Raw genomic sequence first — 20025 nt, forward strand, 5'->3', positions numbered from 1 at the left:
ATCACCCCCGCCGACATCGACTGGCTGCGCGAGGACGCACTCAAGGCGATGAACACGATCATTCGAACGGAGGCGGCGAAAGGCGGCGACCGGTACGTCGACCGCTACGCCTCCAGCGTGGGCCATGACGTGTGCGCACCCGAGGACACCCAGTGGATCGAGGGCATCTGCGGCGACGCCGAGCCCTTCTGGCCCGCCATGGTGCCCGGCGGCCTGCCGTTCGACTGCGCGGCCATCGGCAAACGCGCCACACTCCTGCACCCCAACGCGAGGGAGCACGCCAACGCCGCTCCCCTGGTGGAGCGCGCCGTACGCGAGGCCCTCCTCGAACGCTGACCGCAGCGCCCGGGAGGACGGGCAGGAGTCACTTCACTCCCCGGAATGTGGGGGCCGCCGAGGTGCTCTCGGCGGCCCGAGCACTCGGAATCGCGCCATTGAGGGGCCGATTCCGGTACTCCTGCCGGGAGTTCGGCCCGGTCCGCGGCGGAGGCCCGGGCCCGTGGAAGCATGTGCCATGTGCAGCGTGACATGACACAGGCGGGCTGCGGCTCCTCCTGTCCTCGAAGGGGATAACTCTGATGAAGCGTTTCGTCGCCGTCCTCGCGGCCGGTGCCGCACTGTCCGGGCTCGGCGTGGCGGGGGCCGGCCAGGCCGCCGCCACGCCCACGACCACCTGCGGCTACGGCGTCGGGGCCCAGGTCTGCCTGACGATCGACGGCCGCCTCGCGTCCGCCACCGGCTGGGCGTCGTCGACCGGAGGGGCCGCGCAGTTCGCCTCGTTCACGCTGGAACTCCGCACCACCGGTGGCGCGAGCCTGGAGCGCGAGGACCTCGGCGCCGTGGTGCCGGCCGGCGGGATCACGGTCGGCCCGGTGGCGAGCACCGTCCCGTGCGGCACCGGCCTCACCGCCACCTTGACCACCACCAGGACGGGCCGCCCGACGGTCACCGCCACCGTCTCGGTGCCCGCCGTCTGCTGAACCCCTCCGGTCGGTCCTCGCGCCCGCCGTGGGGCACGGCGGGCGACGCCGCACGGGTGCGCGGCAGGTCCTTCTCGCAGTCCGGGACGGTTCGCCGTCCCGGACGCATCCGGTTCCGCCCGCACCGCCGGCGCCCGGGCCGCCCGGGTGGCCGTCGGGGAAGGTACGCCGGGCAGTTCGCCCAGGGCCGGTGCCGGGCGGGGATCGTGGGGCGGCAGGGTTTCCTTCCGGACCCGCCCTGCCGGGCCGCGGGCCCGGTCGCCGCGACGCTGCCGAAGTCGCCGCCCATGCAGGTGCCCGCGTCCGCCGAGCAGTGCAGGTTCACGTCGTTCATGACACCCGCCCCGCCCGTGGCCGGCCCTGCCGACGACTTCCACCGACTCGCCGATGCCGCAGGCAGCTCGTCGGCGTCGCCGTAGGCCCGGTCGGCGAGGACGGGCGTGGTTGTGTGCGGCGGGTCCGCCGCACGGGGAGTGAGCGGCCACGGGGCGGGATCACGAAGGGGTGGCGGGCTGTTCCAGCACTCGGGGTAGTTGGCGTCGGGAGGTGATCGCGAGCTTCTGGAACACCTTGCGCAGGTGGTACTCGACGGTGCTGGCGCTGATGAACAGCTGGGTGGCGATGTCCTGGTTGGTGGCGCCCTGCGCGGCGAGCCCCGCGATGTGTCCTTCGCGCGGTGTCAGTCCGCCGACGCCGGCCGGGGTGCGGCGGGCTGTCTTGTCGCCGATGGCGCGCAGCTCGTGGCGGGCCCGTTCGGCGAAGGCGTGGGCGCCCATCTGACCGAACAGCTGGAAGGCGGTGCGCAGCTGCTCGCGGGCCTCGCCGCGGTGACGTCGGCGTCTGAGCCATTCCCCGTAGAGCAGGTGGGTGCGTGCGAGCTCGGTCCGTATGTCGGTGGCCCGGAGATGGCCGAGGGCCTGCCGGTAGAGGGCGTCGGCTTCGTCGCCGTCGGCCAGGAGTGCTTGTGAGCGGGCGAGCAGGCCCAGGGCCCACGGTGTGCCGGCGGCGCTCGCGCGAGGGGTCAGGCGCAGCAGGGCAGCGCGTGCGGCTTCGTGGTCGCCGCTTCGCGTGCCGGCCTCCACCATCTCGACCAGCGCCGGGTTCCCGAAGTACACGGGGTCCTCGGCGTACCCAAGCCGGGCCACGGCGAGGGCGTGCGCGTAGTGGGACGACCCGTTCTCCAGGACGGCCAGTGCGGTCCGGGTGGTCTGCAGGCGCACACCGCCGGACGCCTGCCCGGAACGTTCCACGTCCATGGCGGTCATGGCCGCCCGGGTGGCCTCCGCGATTCCGCGCCAGGCCAGCAGGATGACGTCGCTCCCTTCCGCGAGCCGGCCGGATCCGTCGATCGCGCCGACCAGCTCGCGGAACGCGGCGAAGTTGCTCTCCGCCTCGGCGAACCGCCCGAACCAGGTGTCCGCGCTGGCCACGGCGTGCAGGGAGACCCGGAGCAGATCGAGGGCGCCCAGGTCCCGGGAGGACTCGACCGTGCGCGCGGCCAGCGCGCGGAACGCCTCGCCGTCCCAGAGCTCGTGTGCGGCGATCAGTCCCAGCAGGAGCAGCCCGACGTCGGACGGTCCCGTGCCCGGCTCGGCCAGCGCGTGCACCGCCGCGCGGAGGAGCGGGGCCGCGGCCTCCGGCCCCTGCAGGACCTGGGTGGCGTGCGCCGTCAGCAGGAGGTCGGCAGGGTCGGGCGGCCCGGGGGCGGTCGGCAGGTCCAGCGCGGCCCGGGCCACTGTGGGTGCCGTGACGTCCCCGCCGAGCCAGGAGGCGCCGAGGACCGCCTGGAAGGCTTCGAGCAGGGTGTCGCGTGCGGCTCGGCGGTCGCCCGGCGAGTAGGCCCGGGCGGCGGCGAGCAGGTCGGTGGCCGCCTGCGTCTCGCGGCCGTTCTGGATGTGGATCGCGCCCTGCAGCCGCAGGCGGCGTGCCAGGTGCGTCGTTCCGGCGTCGGAGACGGCGTGTTGGAGGAGCGACTGCGCGCGGTCCGGCCGGCCGGCGGCGAGGGCTGCCTCGCAGGCGGCGAGCAGCCGTGCGGCGCGGGGCACGGCGAGGGGGGTGAGGTCCGCCGCGCGGGTCAGGAAGGCGCACGCCGCGCTGTGGCCGCCGCGGGCCCGGGCGCGCGTGGCCGCCCGTTCGAGTTCGGCGGCCGTCGTCTCGTCGCGGCCCTCGCAGGCCGCAGCGAGGTGCCAGGCGCGGCGGTCGGCGTCGGTACGGGTGTCCGTGGCGGCGGCCAGGGCAGCGTGCGCCCGGCGGCGGTCGGCGGGCGCCGATCCGTCGTAGACGGCCGATCGGATCAGCGGGTGGCGAAAGGCCGGTGCGGGCTGGAGGACGAGCAGGCCCGCCGCGGTGGCGGGGGCGGCGAGATCGGCGAGGTCGGTGGCTCCGCCGGTGCTGTCCAGCCGTGCGGCGGCGCGCCACACCAGTGCGCGGTCACCGGTCGGGTCCGCCGCTATGACCAGCAGCAGTGTTCGGGTGGGACCCGGCAGGGCTCGGGACTGACGGAGGTAGCGGGCCTGGAGCTGCCGGCCGAGCGGCAGGCGCTCCGACAGCGGAACCGGGTCGGCGCCCGCCGGTGATTCGAGGTCACCGGCGAGCTCGCGTATCGCCAGCGGGTTTCCTGCGGCCTCGGTGACGATCCGTTCGGCGACGCCCTGCTCGATCTGCGCGGAGAGCGTCCGGGCGAGCAGGGCGTGGGAGTCGGACCGGGTCAGTTCCGGCAGGACGGCCTGCGGCAGGTCGTCGAGGAGGCGGTCACCGGCGTCGCCGTCGCGGATCGCGAAGAGCAGGGTGATGCCGTCGGCCTGGAGGCGGCGCGCGACGATCGCGAGGACGGCCAGGGACTCCTCGTCGAGCCACTGCGCGTCGTCGCACACGCACAGCAGCGGTCGGTCGGCGGCGCTGTTCGCGAGCAGGGTCAGGGTCGCGAGCCCGACCAGCAGGCGGTCCGGACGGTTGCCCGCGACCAGTCCGAACGCCGAGCTCAGCGCCTCCTTCTGCGGCGCGGGGAGCCGGTCGAGGTCGTGCAGGAAGGGCAGCAGGAGGCGGTGCAGACCGGCGAGGCCGAGATCCTGCTCCGCCTCCTTGCCGTCGACCTGGGCGATCCGCATGCCGGTGGCCCGTTCCACCGCGTACGCCAGCAGTGACGTCTTTCCGATGCCGGGCGGCCCCTTCAGGACCAGAATGCCGCTCAATCCCTGGCGCGCGGCGTCGAGTTGCGCGTCCAGAGTGCGTGCCAACCGGGCGCGACCGAAAAGGATCATGAACGCGAGTGTAGTGGCGTGCCCCTGCCGATCCCGGGCCGCACTAAGGGGTTTCAAGGATCCAACCGCGTCGGCCGACGAGGAGGCTCGAGGAGGCCGCCCGCGGGGCCCTCGAAGGGGCTCACCCCGTCTCCGGCGCACCTCCGTTCGCCCACGTGCACCAGTCAGGAGAAACCGGATGGACAGCTCGTCCCCACCGAACGAGACCCAGTACCTCGTGGTCCGCAACGACGAGGAGCAGTACTCGATCTGGCCGACGGGCCGGCCGCTGCCCGACGGCTGGCGGAGCACCGGGCCGCAGGGTTCGAAGGCGGAGTGCCTGCGCCACATCGACCAGGTCTGGACCGACCTGCGTCCGCTCAGCGCCCGCGGCTGAACGCCGGGGGAAGCGCGTCGGGGCGGCCTCGCAGGTCGTGATCCCGCCGGCCGTCCGGGCCGGAAGACATCGGTGTCGTCTGCAAGGGAGTGTCATGAACGGACCTGATCTGCCGACCGGAGCCGAGTACGAACGGCTGCTGTCCGCACTGCGGTTGGAGACGACCTGGGCCGTGGCCGGACTCGGTCCGGCGGAGGCCGGGGAGGAACGGCCCACCGCATCACCGCGGGTGACGGCCCCGGCGCGCGCGGACGTCTGGGAACCGGTCGGCGAGGTGATCGACCGGGTGTCACGGTCGCACGGCGACCGGATCGCGCTCGGCGACGGGACACGGACCGTGACTTATCGTCAACTACTCGCACGGAGCGAGCGCTTGGTCGGAATTCTTCGCAACGCCGGAGTGCGCCGGGGTGACGTGGTGGCGGTGACCCTGGAGCGGGGGGTCGCCTTCGCCGAGGTGGTCCTGGCGGTGTGGCGGGCCGGTGGTGCGTTTCTTCCGCTCAAGCCGGGTGATCCGCCCGCCTGGCGCGAGCAGGCGGCCCGGGCGGCGGGTGCCAGGGTCGCCGTCGCGGCCTCGGCAGAGCCGGCACTGCCGGGAGTGACGCACCTCGTCCGGCCGGATCCGGAGCCGACCCGGGCGGACGCGGAGGGCTTGGGGCACACGGGGCCGGGCACGGCCGCTCCGGCCGACCCGTGGCGGACCGCGCCGGGCGACCTCGCCTATCTGATCGCCACCTCGGGCACGACCGGGGAGCCGAAACTGGTGATGCTGGAACACAGGGGCGTGGCCAACCTGGTCCGCGCCCAGGCCGAGACGCTGCCCGCCCTGGGGCCGGGCTCCCGGGTCCTCCAGTTCTCCCACCCCACCTTCGACGGTGCGGTCTTCGACCTGCTGCTGGCCCTGGCGCACGGCGGTCGGCTGGAGGCGATCACCGATGCGGAGACGTCGGGCGAGCCGCTCGCCGCCGCCCTGCGCCGACGGCGCGTCACCCACGCGGTGCTTCCGGCCGCGGTCCTGCGGACCCTGGGCACCGCACAGTTCGACGACCTGGACGTCGTGCTCAGCGTCGGCGACGTCTGCCTCCCCGAGACCGCCCGGCTCCGGAGCGCCCGCCACCGGTTCTTCAACGGGTACGGCCCGTCCGAGACCACCGTCTGCGCCACCCTGCACCGGGTCGGCGCCGACTCCCGCGCCCAGCGCGTGCCGGTGGGACGGCCGGTCACGGGCGTGCGGGTGGTCGTCCTGGACGACGACCTGCGGCCGGTGCCCGCCGGAGAGGTGGGGGAGCTCTGCATCGGCGGCGAAGGCGTGGGCCGCGGCTACCTCGGACGGCCGGGCCTGACCGCCGAGTCCTTCGTTCCGGACCCGTTCGGCGAGTTCCCCGGAGCCCGCCTCTACCGCACCGGCGACCTCGGCCGGCTGCTGCCCGACGGCGGGACCGAGTTCCTGGGCCGACGCGACAACCAGCTGAAGATCCGCGGAGTCCGGATCCGACTGGACGACGTCCAGAACGTGTTGGCGGCGCTCCCGGGTGTGCGCGAGGCCGCCGCGGTGGCTGCCGGGGCGGCCGGCCAGGGTGACCGCAACCTCGTCGGGTACGTGGTCGCGCAGCCGGGCCACCGGCTGACCGGAGCCGGGCTGCGTGCCGAGCTCGCCCGCCGCCTCCCGGCCCACCTGCTGCCCGGTGCCGTCCTGGTGCTCGACGCCTGGCCGCTGACCGCCGGCGGCAAGGTGGACCGGTCACTGCTCCCGGACCCCCGTCGGGTCGCCGACTACCAGGCCGCGCGGACACCGGCCGAGGAGGTCCTCACCTCGCTCGCCGCCGACCTGTTCGGACTCGGCCGGGTCGGCCGGGACGACAGCTTCCTGGCGCTCGGCGGCAACTCGTTGCTGGCCACCCGCTTCGCGGCGCGCGCCGAGGCCCGGCTCGGCCGGCGGCTGCCGCTCGCGGCCCTGCTGTCCGGCGCCACCCTGGCCGAGCTCGCAGCGGCCGAAGGCACCGGCCCCCTGCGGCCGACCGTACCGGGACCCGTGCGCGGGCAGCCGGACGGCCCCCACCGGGTGGTGTCGTTCGCCCAGGAACGGATCTGGCTCATGCAGGAGCTGCGCCCCGACTCGCTCGCCTACCACGCCCAGGCCGCACTGCGGATCGGCGGCCCGCTGGACCCGGACGCGCTGTCCGCCGCACTCACCGACCTGGTGCGCCGTCACGAGGTCCTGCGCAGCCGGTTCCACAACGACGGCGGCCGGTTGCGCTGCACGGTCGAGCCGCCCGGTCCGGTGGCGCTGCCACGGCTCGACCTGGGCCAACACCCGGCGGCCCGGCAGGAGCAGTTGCTCGGCGAGGCCGTCGAGCGATTCGTCGTGCGCCCCTTCGTTCCGGCCGCCGAGCCGCTGGTCCGATGGCTGCTGATCCGCCTCGGCGAACACGAGCACGTGCTCGTCCACGCGGAACACCATCTGGTGCACGACGGCTGGTCGTTCAACGTCTTCCTCCGCGACCTGGTGGAGGGCTACCTCGCCCACCAGCGGCACGGCGAGGTCCGCCGACCCGAACCGGAGATCCAGTACTACGACCACGCCCGGTGGCAGCGTGAATGGTCCGGCACCGCGGAGGCCGAGCGTCAACGCGCCTTCTGGCGCGGGGAACTCGCCGGGGCGTCGACGGTCCTGCCGCTGCCCCGCCGCGCCGCCGCCGACCGGCGGTTCGTGGGAGCGGCGCCGCGGGTGGAGATCGACGCCGAACTGGCCCGCGCTCTCGAGGCGCTCGGGCGGCGTCACGGTCACTCGCTCTACGCCGTACTGCTGGCGGCGTTCTTCGCCCTGCTGGCCCGCACCACGGGCGCCGACGACCTCCTGGTCGGCTCCGGGGTGGCGAACCGCCGCTGGCAGAACACCGAGGACCTGATGGGCATGTTCGTGAACACCGTCGTCCTGCGCGCCAGGACGGCGGACGACCCCACCTTCGCCGCGCTGCTGGAGCGGGTCGGGCACACCGTCCACGCCGCGCTGGACCACCAGGACCTGCCCTTCGAGGACGTGCTCGCGCAGAGCCGGGCAGAACACGTCCCCGGGGTGAATCCGCTGGTCCAGGCCTCCTTCAGCTTCCACGACGCCATGCCGGGCCGGCTCACCGCGGCACCGTTCTCGCTCGACGTCATCGAGGGCCTGGGCACCGGTTCCGCCAAGTTCGACCTCAACCTCATCGCCTTCCCCCGCCACAGCGCCGCCGGCTGCATCGGCCGCGGCCCGGGCAACGTGCTGCGGATCCCCGCTTCGGACGGGCCGGTGCCGCCGAGCCCGGCCGCCGCACTGGACGGCATCACCGTCTCCTGGGAGTTCGACTCCGACCAGTTGGAGGCGGGGTTCGTCGCCGGTCTCATGCGCGGCTACCAGGAGATCCTGCGGGCGGTGGTGCGCGCCCCGCGGACCGCGCTCTCCGAGCTCGCACTCGTCTCGGACGAACAGCGCGGGCTGCTGCTGCGGCAAGGTCTGGGGCGCCAGGACGAGCCGTCGGCGGACCGGGTGCCCGACCTGATCGCCCGGTGGTGCGCCCGGACCCCGGACGCCCCGGCGGTTGCCGCGGACGACGACCAGCTGACCTATCGCCAACTCTGGTCCAAGGCAGCCGGACTGGCGTCCACGCTCGGCGGGTCCGGGGTCGGCGGCGGCGACCTGGTGGCGCTCCACCTGCCCCGGTCCGCCGGGCTGGTGGTGGCGATGCTCGCCACCTTGATGACCGGAGCCGCCTCCCTCACCCTGGACCCCTCGCAGCCGCCCGCCCGGCTGGCCGCACTGCTGGAGGACAGCGGCGCCCGCACCGTGCTGACCGGCCCGGACGGAGCCGCCCGGCTGCCGGCCGGCCGGTGGCAGGTCCTGACGCCGCGTCCGGACCCGTCGTTCACCGCGCCGCCGCCGGCAGCGGCACCCGGCGATCCCCGCGACCTCGCCCATGTCGTCTACACCTCGGGATCCACCGGACGCCCCAAGGGAGTCCTGATCGAGCACCGTTCGCTGGTCGCCCGCCTCCGCGCGTCCGACATGGCCGCCCCGGGCCCGGGCCAGAACGTGCTGGCCACCAACGCGACGGTCTTCGACGTCTTCACCATGGAGGTCTGGTCCGCCCTGCTGAACGGTGCCACGCTCCACCTGCTCCCGGCCGCGGCGGACCCGCAGGAGATCGCCCGACGGGTCGTCCGTCACCGCATCAGCCACCTCACGCTGGTCACTCCGCTCCTGCAGGTCATGGCGGAGACCGCGCCCGACGCCCTCGCCCAGCTCCGGACGCTCGTCGTCGGAGGTGACACCGCGCCCCCGGACGCCGTCCGGACCGTGCTCGAACTCGGCACGCGCCGCCTGGTCAACGCGTACGGACCCACCGAGGTGACCGTCTACGCCACCGCGTTCCAGGCCCGCGGTGCCGACCGGATCGGTACCGAGGTGCCGATCGGGCGACCGGTCTCCAACTCGCACACCGTCCTGCTGGACGACCGGCTGAACCTGGTCCCCGACGGTTGCGTCGGTGAGATCTGTGTCGGCGGTCCCGGGGTCGCCCGGGGCTACCTCGGCCGGCCCGCCGAAACCGCCGACCGCTTCGTGCCCGACCCGTACTCCACCGAGCCCGGCGCCCGCCTCTACCGGACAGGGGACCGCGGCCAGTGGCTCCCGGACGGAAACCTGCGGTTCCTCGGCCGACTCGACCACCAGGTGAAGATCCGCGGGTTCCGGGTCGAGCCGGAGGAGGTGCGGACCGCGCTGGCAGCCCTGGCGGGCGTCCGCGAAGCAGTGGTGGTCGCGCACCGGACCGGCGGAGCGGAGGCCCGGCTCGTCGGCTACGTCCAACCCGAACCGGGCAGCCACCCGGAGCCGGACGCCCTGCGGACGGCCCTGGCGGAGCTGCTGCCGGGGCACCTGGTGCCCGAGACCGTCCTGATCGTGGAGAGCTGGCCGCGGGGCGCCACCGGCAAGGTGGACCGCTCCCGGCTCCCCGTACCGCCGCCGCCCAGGGTCACCGCCTCGGGTCGGCCGGCGGACCACGGACCCGCCGCCGAGACGCTGGCCCGCGTGCTGGCCGAACTCCTGGAGCTGCCCGAGGTCGGTGCCGACGACGACTTCTTCCAGCTCGGCGGCCACTCGCTGCTGGCCATGCGGTACGCCGCCCAGGCCGCCCGGGCCCTCGGCCAGGACATCGACCTGGCGACGGTGCTCGCCCACCCGACCGTCGCCCGGCTGTCCGCCGCCCTGCACGCCGACCTGCACGCCGACCTGCACGCCGCCGCGGCGCCACCCACCGGGCCCCCGCGCAGGCTGCCGCGCAACGTCCCCGGCCCCACCGCACGGGCGCGGCGATGACCACCGCCGCCACACCCGCCCGCGAGGACGGCACCCGCTTCCCCCTCTCACACCTGCAGCGCAGGCTCTGGCTCCTGCACACCCTCGACCCCACCGGGGCCCTGCAGAGCACCGCCCGGTGCTTCCAGGTGACCGGCCGCCTGGACACCGGCGCCCTCCAGCAGGCCCTGGACCACCTGGTCCGGCGGCACGAGCCGCTGCGCACCGTCTTCCCGCTCTCCGCGACCGGTGAACCCGTCCAACTCGTCCTGCCCGGAGCGGCGCTCCCGCTCGCCCGCCTGAACTGCCGCGAACCTGGTCAACCGCTGCTCCGCGGCAAGGAGTTCGCCGAACGACCGTTCTCCGGCGGAGACGGACCGCTGGCCCGGGCCGGGATCCTGCGCACCGGGCCCGACCAGCACCTGCTGGTCCTCGCCGTCCACCTGCTCGTGGCGGACGGCTGGTCCTGGAACGTCCTGCTGCGCGACCTCGCCGCCTGCTACGCGGCCGCGCTCACCGGAACCGCCCCGCAGTTGCCCGACCTCCCGCTGCAGTACGCCGACTGGGCGCACTGGCAGCACGGGCGGCTGACCGGGGAACGCCGCCGCGAACTGCGGCACTGGTGGCACCGGGAACTCGACGGCGCCGCCCCGGGCCTCGACCTGCCGGCCACCGACACCACGGCGGGCAGGTCCGGTCGAACCGTCACCCGGTCGCTGGACGCCGGCACCGAGACGGCCCTGCGCGCCCTCGCCCGGCGGGAGGGAGTCTCCCTGTTCGCCGTCCTCGCCGCGGCCTTCGGCGCGATGACCGGCCGGCGGATCGGCCGGGAGGAACTGCTGATCGGAACGCCGGTGGCCCACCGCGACCTCCCCGAGACCGAGCACCTGCTCGGCTTCCTGGTCGGCACCCTCCCCCTGCGCGTCGACCTCACCGGCGACCCGCCCTTCACCGAACTGGCCCACCGGCTGGCCGCCGCCGCGCGCAGGTCCTTCGCCCACAAGGACCTGCCCTGGGAGGAACTCCCCTGGTGGCAGCCGCCGGTGGACGGGCAGACGCTGCCGACCCTCGCCCACCACCCGGCCGGCAGCACCGGCTCGCTCACCCTGCAGGGGTGCCGGGTGAGCGAACTCGACCTGCCCTCCGACGCCTCCAGGTTCGACCTGACCCTGCGGATCTCCGAACACCCCCGGCAGAGCCGGGTCCGGGTCGAGCACGACACCCGCGTGGTGACTCCCGTCGAAGCCGACGACCTCGTCACCGGATATCTCGCGCTGCTGGACAGCGTCGCCCTGCACCCCGCCACCGTGCTGTCGGAGCTTCTGCCGCAGCGCCCACCGACCCCTCGATCCCCGACGGAGACACCATGACCGACCCGTCCGCCACCCCCGCCGACTACTCCCTCCAGCGTGACCCCCGCTGCCCGATGGACCCGCCCCCGGCCTACCGGCCGCTGCGGGAAGCCGGCGGCCTGGTCCGGGTCCGGGCCTGGGACGGGAGCGAGCCCTGGCTCGTCACCCGCCACGACGACGCCCGGGCCGCGCTCTCGGACAGCAGGCTCACCTGCGACCCGCGCACGCCGGGATTCCCGCACACCCAGCCGACCTCGGCCGCACGCCAGGAGATCGACCTGCCGTTCGCCTTCGTCGAGGGCCCCGAGCACCTGATCGAACGACGCCTGCTGGTGAAGGAGTTCACCGCCCGCAAGGCCCGCGAGGCCCGCCCGGCCATCCAGCGGATCGTGGACGAGGCGATCGACGGCATGCTCGCCGGCACCAGGCCGTGCGACCTGTACGAATCGCTGTCCCTCCCGGTCGCCACCCACACCATCGGCGAACTGCTCGGCGTGCCGCCGGCCGACCGGCCCCTGCTCCAGGCCGGCAGTCGCCGGATCGGTTCGCGCCGGGTGTCGAAGGAGACCGGCGGCGAGGCGTTCCAGGACCTGAACGACTACTTCGAGCACCTGGTGGACCTGCGGATGCGCGAGCCGGCCGACGACATGGTGAGCAGGCTGCTCGCCACGTACACCACGACCGACGGGCTGACCCGCGCCAAGGCGGTCTCCACCATCCAGGTGCTCTTCTTCGCGGGCTGGGGACCCAGCTCGTACATGATCGAGTTCGGGGTGCTCGCACTTCTCCTCCACCCGGAGCAACTCGCGCTGCTGAAGGCCGACCCGGGCCCCGAGCTGCTCGCCTCCACGGTCGAGGAGACGCTGCGGTACGCGACGGTCTCGGTCAACGGCCGCCAGCGCTCGGCACTGGCGGACCTCACCCTCGGCGGCCAGGAGATCCGGGCGGGCGAGGGGGTCCTGGTCCAGCTCGACTCGGCGAACCGCGACGCCGACGTCTTCTCCGACCCCGACACCTTCGACATCACCCGCCGGGCCGGACGGCACCTCGGCTTCGGACACGGCCCGCACAAGTGCATCGGGGCAGAACTCTCCCGCGCCGAGATGGGCATCGCCTACGAGACCCTGTTCCGCCGCATCCCGGACCTGAAGCTGGTCCTGCCCCTGGACCAGCTGCCGTTCAGCACCGAACTCACCCTCTACAGCCTCGACGAGCTGCTCGTCACCTGGTAACCGGGCCGTCGCCCCGGCGCACCCGCGGCCGTCGAGCCGATCGGGCTTCGCTGCTGGGCCCTTCGAGGCCGAGACTGTCGTCGGCTTCCTCGCGCACAACCCGGCACACTCAGCGTGGTTTCTCAGTAGCACCGAACGACCCGCCGAAGCACGCGGGCAAGCCCGCGCCGGAGCGTCCCACCCCCGACGCGAAGTAGTCGGCCGACACAGTGGTGGGCCCCCGCCGCGCCTGGCGGCGGGGGTCCACCCTCTCGAAGGAGCGACCCATGGACCCCGATCGGCTCCACATCTCCTACGCCATGCGGCAGTTCGCGGACGAGACGTGGACCGGGCGCGCGGAGCGGTGGACAGCGAAGTTCTACGTTCCCGACGAGAAGATCGGCACCGCCGAGATCACCCGTGTCATCCCCGGCGTCACGCCGAACCCCCGTGCCGCCCTGGAGGACGATCCCGGCCTCCTCGACCGCATCCCCCGGGTGATCTTCGGCGAGGACGGCAGCCTCGCTCCGGCGGTGTCCGCGCTGAGCCCCGTGCTGTTACTCCTGCTGGAGTCCGTCCGTGTCACGGAAACCTGGCGCGGCACGGGAGTCGGGATGCGCCTGACCGTCACCGCGCTGCGCCGCCTGGCCGTCCCCGGCACGGTGGCCGTGTGCTATCCGGCACCGATCCACGATCACGGGCCGGACGAACCGTGCTCGTACGCGTCGGACGATCCGGAGGTGCGGCGGCCGGACGAGGAGGCGATGGAGAAGCTTCGGCGCGCGTGGGAGCGGCACGGCTTCCGGCCCATCGGCGAGGGCGTGTACGCCCGGAGGATCGAGCCATGAGCGGCGGCTCGATCATCAGTCGAGTACCGAGGTCCCCGGCAGAGTCGACCTGAGTACGGGTACTCAGGTATGGGAACGACCGGGTTGTAGGAGACTCGGTGCCGTAGCCGCCAGCAGGTGAGCACTCTCGCCGCGGCACGATCCCACAGGCGCATCTGCTGCGCGGGGACCAGGCACACGGCTTGGACCATCGCCCGCGGCAGCTGGTGGAGTCCGGCCAGCGACACCATCTGGACCGGCTGACCTCAGGTCGGCGTGCCTGGCCGCTCAGCCGGCCATGGCCAGCTCCGTGCGTGCCCGCTGCAGCAGGCTCCGAACCGTCGGCTCCTTCGGCCAGCGCTGCAACTCCGTCGTGTAGTCCCGCACGTAGTCCCGCGCCCGCGTCGACTGCACCCGCGCGAGGATGTCGACCGCCCGGTGCCCCATCGCGACGCCTTCCTCAAGGCTGCCGCCCTGCAGGTGCACCGTCCCGAGCACCGTGAGGCGCAGCCCGACCGAGCGGGCGAACGAGCCCTCGGGCATCGCGTCGGCGTGCCGGTTCCACGTGAACGCCGCCTTGGGGTTGCCGAGATCCCGCCACACCTCGACCGCATCCGATGCGAGCCGGGTACGGCTCATGTAGCTGATCCACTCCGGATCGTCGCCGGGCCGTGCGCGGCCGAGGAGCGTCTCCGCCTCCGACAGGGCGCGCGACGCCGCCCGCGGGTCCCGTGACCGGCCGTGTGCCCGGGCCTCGACCATCTTCGCGAACGCCAGCACCCGTGGGCTCGCCGACCCCTTCGCGCGCTCGTAGCCGCCCTGGACCATGTCGATGGCCTCGCCCGGGTAGCCGCGCAGCATGGCCTGCAGCGCCATCGTGGACATCACGTGGCTGCCGACCTCGGTGTCGCCGGCCGCGCGGGCGAGCGCGAGGGCCTGGATGAAGTGCCGCTGCGCGGCGTCGTGCTGGCCCATGTCCAGCGCCGCCCAGCCGACGACCCGGGCGAGCTCGGCGGTCACGCAGTACAGCTCGGCGCCGATCTTCTCCGGGTAGGTGCCGACCAGCAACGGGCTCGCGCGGTTCCGGAGGCAGTCCGCGACGCTGCTGGAGCGCCAGCTGCCGCCGCCGTACTTCGAGTCCCAGGAGCGGGCCTCGCTCGCGGCCTGCCACAGCTCCTCCAGGTCCGCGCGGCCGACCTGGAGGCTGCCGCGGTGCCCAGGGAGCGGCGCGGAGGGCTGGACCAGCCAGCGGGTGACCGGGGTGGTGTAGGCAGCGACGGCGAACGCGCCGCCGATGAAGTCGCGTCGGTGCACGGTGCTCCAGAAGTTCGCGGCGTTGCGCACGGCCTCGCCGGGGTCTCTGGGGAAATCCAACCCCACCGCGGCCGGGTCAGCGGGGAGGCCAGCCATGCCCATCTCCCTGAGGGTGACAGGCCGTCCGAGGCGTTCTCCCAGCGCAACGGCGATGAGCTCGGGCGCCGGGGCGTCGGGGATCATGCCCTTGTCCACCCAGTTGCCGACACTCGTATGGGTGTATGCGCGCGGCTGACCGCGCTGCGCGGAGAGCTCGTTCACCCGCTGCGCGAGGCCCTTGCGGCTGCGGCCGCTCGCGGCCAGGAGCGCGCCGAGGCGGTGGTTCGGTTCGCGGGTCCTGCGTGGTGCCGGCGCCATGAGGGGTCTCCTGCCTGCCGGTGGCCGGGCTTCGAGGGTAGAGCCGCAGGCAGCAACTTCGTTACCGCTTCTGTGATTTGTGGGCCCCCTCTGTGTGCCTGCCGGGCACCCCCCTTCCAGGAGTGTTCTGGAAGCCGGTCGGACCGCTCCTCGCGACAGGGCAGGGCGGCCGTCCCCCGGAATGGAGACGCGCATGCGCCAGCTGTTCGTCACCGGCGGCGCCGGTTTCATCGGATCCCACTTCGTCAAGCGGATGCTCGCCGCCGACGATGTTGAGCGGATCACCGTCCTCGACGCCCTCACGTACGCGGGTAACCCAGACAATCTGGGCGCGGCGCTCGACTCGCCGAAGCTCACGTTCGTCCACGGGAACATCCTCGACACCACGCTCGTCACCGACCTGATGGCCCGACACACCGCGGTCGTTCACTTCGCCGCCGAGTCCCACGTCGACAACAGTTTCGCCGACGCCGGGGCGTTCGCGGCGACGAACGTGCTGGGCACCCAGCGGCTCCTGGAGGCCGCGGCCAAGGCCGAGGTGTCCAAGTTCGTCCACGTGTCCACCGACGAGGTCTACGGGCCGCTCCAGGACGGTGCCGCGGCCGAGGACGCGCCGCTGCGCCCGACGGTCCCCTACGCCGCGAGCAAGGCCGCGTCGGACCTGGTCGCCCTGTCGTACGCGGTCACGTTCGGGCTGCCGGTGTGCGTCACCCGCTCCTCGAACAACTACGGGCCCGGCCAGCACCCGGAGAAGGTCATCCCCCGGTTCATCTCCGCCCTGATGCGGGGCGACAAGGTCACCGTTCACGGGCAGGGACAGCACGTGCGGAACTGGCTGCACGTCGAGGACAACTGCGCCGGCGTCGAGCTCGTGCTGCGCGACGGCATGCCCGGCGAGGCCTACAACCTGGGCCTCGGCACGGATCTGACGAACCGAGAGCTCACGGCGCTACTGCTGCGCGCCTGCGACGCGGACTGGAGCCGCGTGGTCTACGTCCCGGATCGGACCGCGAACGACCTGCGGTACTCGATGGACTGCACCAAGGCCGAGAAGCTCGGCTACCGGCCGTGCCGCTCTCTCGATGACGGTCTCGCCGAGACCGTCGCCTGGTACCAGCACCACCCGGACCGCTGGGCCCCGCAGGCCCGCAACCCGCAACCCCCGGTACCCACCGTCCACATCACGGCCCCGAGCCCGGAGCGTGACCGTGTCCGGTGACCAGCTGCCACAGAACGCGCTGCTCGTGCTCGGCGCGTCGGAGGAGCACATCCCTCTCTACCAGGAGGCGGGACGCCGAGGAATCCCGACCATCGCTGTCGATATGCGGCCGGACGCCCCCGCGTTCCCCTTCGCCGATGCGGCCATGAAGGTCTCCACCCGGAACGCGGATGCCATCGCCGAAGCACTGGGCGACACTCGGCCCGTCGGGATCGTGGCCGGTGCGAGCGACGCCGCGCTGCTCACCTGGCGTGTCCTGGGCCTGCGCTACGGCATGACCTACGTATACCCGGAGGCGGCCTTGGCGGGTCTCGACAAGGCCGCCTTTCACAGGGTCGTCGCGTCCTGCGGTGTCGCCGGGTACGGATGGGCCGCGTCAGACGACCCGGGCGAGGTCGCCGCGATGGCGGCAGAGTTGCGTTTCCCGCTCATGCTCAAGCCGGTGGACGGATCGGGCAGCAAGGGTGTCACCCGCGTCACTCACTCAGACAGTCTCCCCGCCGCCATCGCCCGTGCGCGCGCCTACTCCGCCTCCGGCACCGTCCTCGTCGAGGAGTACGTCCACGGCCGCCAGCTGACCATCGACCTCTTCCTCCGCGACGGCACGCCGGTAATGACCTGCATCAAGGACCAGCACCTTGTGGCCGGCAGGAGCGTCGTCCGGCGCATCGGCACGGCGCAACTCTCCCCGCAGGAGCACCGCCACCTTGAGGACATCGCCGTCCGGCTGTGCGCCGCGCTGGGCATCGTCGACGGGCCCGCGAACTTCGACCTTGTCCTTGGCGAGGACGGCCAGGGCCGCATCGTCGAAGCCAACCCGCGCCTGAGCGGGGACAGCATCCCGCGCCTGCACGAGGCCGCCTACGGCGTCAACGTCGTGGGCGCGCTCATCGCACTCGCGCTCGGTGAACCGTTCGACGCCTATCTGAGGCCGACACGCAACGCGCACGCCGGGGTGGAACTGCTCGGCTCCCCCCTCGACGTGGAAGGCGAACTCGCCACCTGGGAGGGGGTCGACGAAGCCCGCAACGTCCCCGGTGTCACAGGCATCGAGCTGTACGCCCAGCCCGGAGACCCTGTGCACCCGCACGACCAGTCCGGCCACAAGATCGGCATGATCACCGCCGCCGGACCGTCGCCCGCAGATGTGTCCGAGGCCCTGGACAAGGCCACCTCACTGCTCCGACCGATCATCCGACCGACCCGGGAGGCATCGTGACCACCCCGCCGCGGCCCGACGCCGCACACAACGCCGGCCCGTACCTGTACGGGACGGAACTGGAGGCCGTGGGGCGCGTCCTGGCTGACGGCCAGTACGGGCACACCGCCGTCACCGAACAGTTCGAGCAGGAGGTCGCCCGCTTCCTCGGTGCCCCGGACGCCGTCGCCACCGCCTCCGGCACGGCCGCCCTGCACTGCGCCCTGCTGGCCGCCGGCGTCGGCGCGGGCGACGAGGTGATCGTTCCGTCCATGACGTTCTGCGCCACCATCCAGGCCATCCGCGCCGTGGACGCGGTCCCCCGCTTCGTCGAGGTCAACCCCGACACCCTGTGCGTGGAGGCCGCCACGGTCATGGCCGCCGTGACCGACCGCACTCAAGCAGTGCTGCCGGTGCTGTACGGCGGCCGGGCCGTGGATCTGGGCGCGGCCTACGACACCCTCCAAGAGCGCGGCATCGCCGTCATCGAGGACGCGGCGCACGCCTTCGGCTCGCACCTGAACCACCGGCGCGTCGGCGCGACCGGAGCCCTGACGTGCTTCTCGTTCGGGCCTATCAAGAACCTCACCTGCGGTCAGGGCGGCATGGTCATCCCGCGCAACCCCGGCGAGGCCGACTTCCTGCGCGGCGTGCGGATGCTCGGTGTAGTGCAGTCCCAGGCCGAACGCCAGGCCACCACCAGCTACAGCGTGGAGGGTTTCGGCCTGCGCTACCAGATGTCCTCCATCAACGCCGCCATCGGCCTCGCGCAGCTGCGCCGCTTCGCCGAGACGGAGACGACCCGGCGGGAGCTGTGGGTCGCCTACCGTGACGCGCTGCGCGACATCCCGGCGGTGGAGCTGGTGGACGTGGACGTGACCCGCACGGTGCCGCACCTGTGCGTGGTCCGGGTGCCGCACCGCGAGGACGTGTTCCGGCTGATGAAGACCCTGGGCATCGCGGTGGGCGTGCACTACCCGCCCAACCACCTGCAGGCAGCCTTCAAGCCCTGGCACCGGCCGCTGCCGGTCACCGAGAAGGTCAGCACGGAGATCCTGAGCCTGCCGTTCCACCAGCACCTCACCGAAACCGACATCGACCGCGTGGTGAACTCGCTCGAACAGGCCCTCACCTCGGCAGGAGGACCGTGATGCGCATGACCCTGACCGTATGCCTTGGCAACAGCCCTGCACATCGGAGGCCGACGCCCCGGGCCTGCTGATCAGGCGGAGGCGGCGGAAAGCAGCACGTCGACCAGTCGCTCGGCAGCGTCGGGGCGGCCCATCTGCCGAGCCTGGTAGGCGATCTGTCCCCGCAGCCCGGGGTCGGTGAGGAGCGGCTCGATCGCGCCTTGCAGCATGGTGGCGTCGACCTCTCCGGTCAGCGCCACCGCTGCGCGTCGCCGCTGCAGGTGCATCGCGTTCTGGGCCTGTTCGTTGCCGGCCGATGTCGCGAGCGGCACAAGCACGGCGGCCTTGCCCAGGGCGGTGAGTTCGGCGATCGTTCCGGCGCCGCTGCGGGACAGGACGACATCGGCCAGCGCCAGCACGTCGGGGAGCTCGGGGCCGACGTATCCGGTCAGGTGGTAGCGGGCGGCCAGGTCCGGCCGCAGGGCGTTCACCGTCGCGCTGAGGGCGTCGAGGTTCGCGGGCCCGCACTGATGGATCACGTTCGCCCGCGAGAGGAGCCACGGAAGGGTGTCCCGCACCAGTTCGTTGATCTGCTGCGAGCCCTGGGCGCCGCCGGTCACGTACACGGTCGGCAGTCCGGAGGCGAAGGAGTGCAGGCCGAGTGCGTCGACTGCCTTCCGGGCGTGGCCGGCCAGCACCTCGGGCCGGACCGGGTTGCCCGTCACCACCGTGGTGCCGCGCACCGACTCCGGCAGAAGTTCGAGGGTGGCCTCTGAGGAGACCGCGAACCTGGTGGCCGCGCGCGCGAGCGACCGGTTCGCCAGCCCGAGTCGCACAGTCTGCTCGTGAACGACCAGCGGCCTGCGGCACATCTTCGCCGCCAGACCGACCGGCACCGCCACGTACCCGCCGGTGGCGAGGACGACGTCCGGCCGGAAGCCGGCGACGATCGCGCGGGCCTGGGCCACGCCGAGCGGGACGCGGCTCATGTCGCGCACGTTCGCGGGCGACACGAGCTTGAGGGGGTTGGACGAGCGCCGGACCTTGCCCGTGGCGACCGCGCGAAATGGGATGCCCTCGCCGGCGGCGACGCGGTTCTCCAGGCCACCGTCGACGCCGACCCACAGCACCTCCAGCGCTCGGCCCGCCGCGGCGAGCCGAGCCTGGAGGGTCCGGACCGCGGTCAGGGCCGGGTACGTGTGACCGCCGGTCCCGCCGCCGGTCACGATCAGGCGGAACGGCTCGCTGCTGTGCTGCGTCACGGGGTGCTCTTCCTCTGTTCGCGGACGTCGTCCGGTTCACGCTAGCGCCTGCCTGGAGAGCCCATTTGGACCGTCACACCTGAGGGGAGACGTCCTGGGTCTTCACGGCGGGGCATCCCGGAGGCGGGAGTCGGGGCGACAGAAGCAGCCTGCGGAAACTGGAACGGCCCGGGGGGTTCGCGGGTTCGCACCGGCCGTGTGAGTGGT

The 20025-nt window shown here is 73.3% G+C and carries 13 protein-coding genes; 10 read left to right on the forward strand and 3 right to left on the reverse strand.

The window, feature by feature from the left end; translation table 11 throughout:
• Positions 1–48: 48 nt before the first annotated feature.
• Both SM793_RS27120 and SM793_RS27125 read left to right on the forward strand, forming a co-directional pair.
• Positions 49–336: a hypothetical protein gene (locus tag SM793_RS27120; protein ID WP_320440911.1), complete on the forward strand. Its 288-nt coding sequence runs from the start codon at positions 49–51 to the stop codon at positions 334–336.
• Between the two features lie 242 nt (positions 337–578).
• The gene (locus tag SM793_RS27125; RefSeq protein WP_320440912.1) at positions 579–980 is read left to right on the forward strand and encodes a hypothetical protein; all 402 of its coding nucleotides are present in this window, start codon (positions 579–581) and stop codon (positions 978–980) included.
• Between the two features lie 494 nt (positions 981–1474).
• On the opposite strand, the gene SM793_RS27130 is transcribed toward SM793_RS27125, so the two are convergent.
• On the reverse strand, positions 1475–4240 hold the full coding sequence (locus SM793_RS27130; RefSeq protein WP_320440913.1) for an AAA family ATPase: 2766 nt from the start codon (positions 4238–4240) through the stop codon (positions 1475–1477).
• 178 nt (positions 4241–4418) lie between these two features.
• Between SM793_RS27130 and SM793_RS27135 the strand changes: the two genes are divergently transcribed.
• The 5 genes from SM793_RS27135 (at position 4419) to SM793_RS27155 (ending at position 13359) form a co-directional block, all read left to right on the forward strand.
• The gene (locus tag SM793_RS27135) at positions 4419–4616 is read left to right on the forward strand and encodes an MbtH family protein (RefSeq protein WP_320440914.1); all 198 of its coding nucleotides are present in this window, start codon (positions 4419–4421) and stop codon (positions 4614–4616) included.
• Between the two features lie 94 nt (positions 4617–4710).
• The gene (locus tag SM793_RS27140) at positions 4711–9969 is read left to right on the forward strand and encodes a non-ribosomal peptide synthetase (protein ID WP_320440915.1); all 5259 of its coding nucleotides are present in this window, start codon (positions 4711–4713) and stop codon (positions 9967–9969) included.
• Positions 9966–11318, forward strand: coding sequence for a condensation domain-containing protein (locus tag SM793_RS27145; RefSeq protein WP_320440916.1), 1353 nt, complete (start codon positions 9966–9968; stop codon positions 11316–11318). The genes SM793_RS27140 and SM793_RS27145 overlap by 4 nt, the downstream gene beginning before the upstream one ends.
• Complete coding sequence (locus tag SM793_RS27150) at positions 11315–12532, forward strand: cytochrome P450 (protein ID WP_320440917.1); 1218 nt, start codon at positions 11315–11317, stop codon at positions 12530–12532. The genes SM793_RS27145 and SM793_RS27150 overlap by 4 nt, the downstream gene beginning before the upstream one ends.
• A gap of 266 nt (positions 12533–12798) precedes the next feature.
• Positions 12799–13359, forward strand: coding sequence for a hypothetical protein (locus tag SM793_RS27155; RefSeq protein ID WP_320440918.1), 561 nt, complete (start codon positions 12799–12801; stop codon positions 13357–13359).
• A 267-nt stretch (positions 13360–13626) separates the two neighbouring features.
• Here SM793_RS27155 and SM793_RS27160 read toward each other — a convergent pair whose 3' ends face one another.
• Positions 13627–15009: a sporulation protein gene (locus SM793_RS27160; protein ID WP_320440919.1), complete on the reverse strand. Its 1383-nt coding sequence runs from the start codon at positions 15007–15009 to the stop codon at positions 13627–13629.
• A gap of 193 nt (positions 15010–15202) precedes the next feature.
• Between SM793_RS27160 and SM793_RS27165 the strand changes: the two genes are divergently transcribed.
• The 3 genes from SM793_RS27165 to SM793_RS27175 are packed head-to-tail and all read left to right on the forward strand — an operon-like array spanning position 15203 to position 18577.
• A complete protein-coding gene (locus SM793_RS27165; protein ID WP_320440920.1) occupies positions 15203–16228 on the forward strand; it encodes a dTDP-glucose 4,6-dehydratase in 1026 nt (341 codons plus the stop codon).
• Positions 16218–17447: an ATP-grasp domain-containing protein gene (locus tag SM793_RS27170; RefSeq protein ID WP_320440921.1), complete on the forward strand. Its 1230-nt coding sequence runs from the start codon at positions 16218–16220 to the stop codon at positions 17445–17447. The genes SM793_RS27165 and SM793_RS27170 overlap by 11 nt, the downstream gene beginning before the upstream one ends.
• Positions 17444–18577 (forward strand): DegT/DnrJ/EryC1/StrS family aminotransferase, encoded by a 1134-nt coding sequence (locus tag SM793_RS27175; RefSeq protein ID WP_320440922.1) that lies wholly within the window; start codon positions 17444–17446, stop codon positions 18575–18577. Before SM793_RS27170 ends, SM793_RS27175 begins: the two co-directional genes overlap by 4 nt.
• A 71-nt stretch (positions 18578–18648) precedes the next feature.
• Here SM793_RS27175 and SM793_RS27180 read toward each other — a convergent pair whose 3' ends face one another.
• A complete protein-coding gene (locus SM793_RS27180) occupies positions 18649–19818 on the reverse strand; it encodes a UDP-N-acetylglucosamine--N-acetylmuramyl-(pentapeptide) pyrophosphoryl-undecaprenol N-acetylglucosamine transferase (RefSeq protein WP_320440923.1) in 1170 nt (389 codons plus the stop codon).
• Between the last annotated feature and the right edge of the window lie 207 nt (positions 19819–20025).

It is taken from the genome of Kitasatospora purpeofusca, from assembly GCF_034043715.1.
GTDB lineage: Bacteria > Actinomycetota > Actinomycetes > Streptomycetales > Streptomycetaceae > Kitasatospora > Kitasatospora purpeofusca_A.

Coding starts and splice junctions, on each gene's coding strand:
- SM793_RS27160 (WP_320440919.1), bottom strand. CDS start 15,009: ATGGCGCCGGCACCACGCAGGACCCGCGAACCGAACCACCGCCTCGGC.
- SM793_RS27130 (WP_320440913.1), bottom strand. CDS start 4,240: ATGATCCTTTTCGGTCGCGCCCGGTTGGCACGCACTCTGGACGCGCAA.
- SM793_RS27140 (WP_320440915.1), top strand. CDS start 4,711: ATGAACGGACCTGATCTGCCGACCGGAGCCGAGTACGAACGGCTGCTG.
- SM793_RS27120 (WP_320440911.1), top strand. CDS start 49: ATGAACACGATCATTCGAACGGAGGCGGCGAAAGGCGGCGACCGGTAC.
- SM793_RS27145 (WP_320440916.1), top strand. CDS start 9,966: ATGACCACCGCCGCCACACCCGCCCGCGAGGACGGCACCCGCTTCCCC.
- SM793_RS27125 (WP_320440912.1), top strand. CDS start 579: ATGAAGCGTTTCGTCGCCGTCCTCGCGGCCGGTGCCGCACTGTCCGGG.
- SM793_RS27155 (WP_320440918.1), top strand. CDS start 12,799: ATGGACCCCGATCGGCTCCACATCTCCTACGCCATGCGGCAGTTCGCG.
- SM793_RS27150 (WP_320440917.1), top strand. CDS start 11,315: ATGACCGACCCGTCCGCCACCCCCGCCGACTACTCCCTCCAGCGTGAC.
- SM793_RS27165 (WP_320440920.1), top strand. CDS start 15,203: ATGCGCCAGCTGTTCGTCACCGGCGGCGCCGGTTTCATCGGATCCCAC.
- SM793_RS27135 (WP_320440914.1), top strand. CDS start 4,419: ATGGACAGCTCGTCCCCACCGAACGAGACCCAGTACCTCGTGGTCCGC.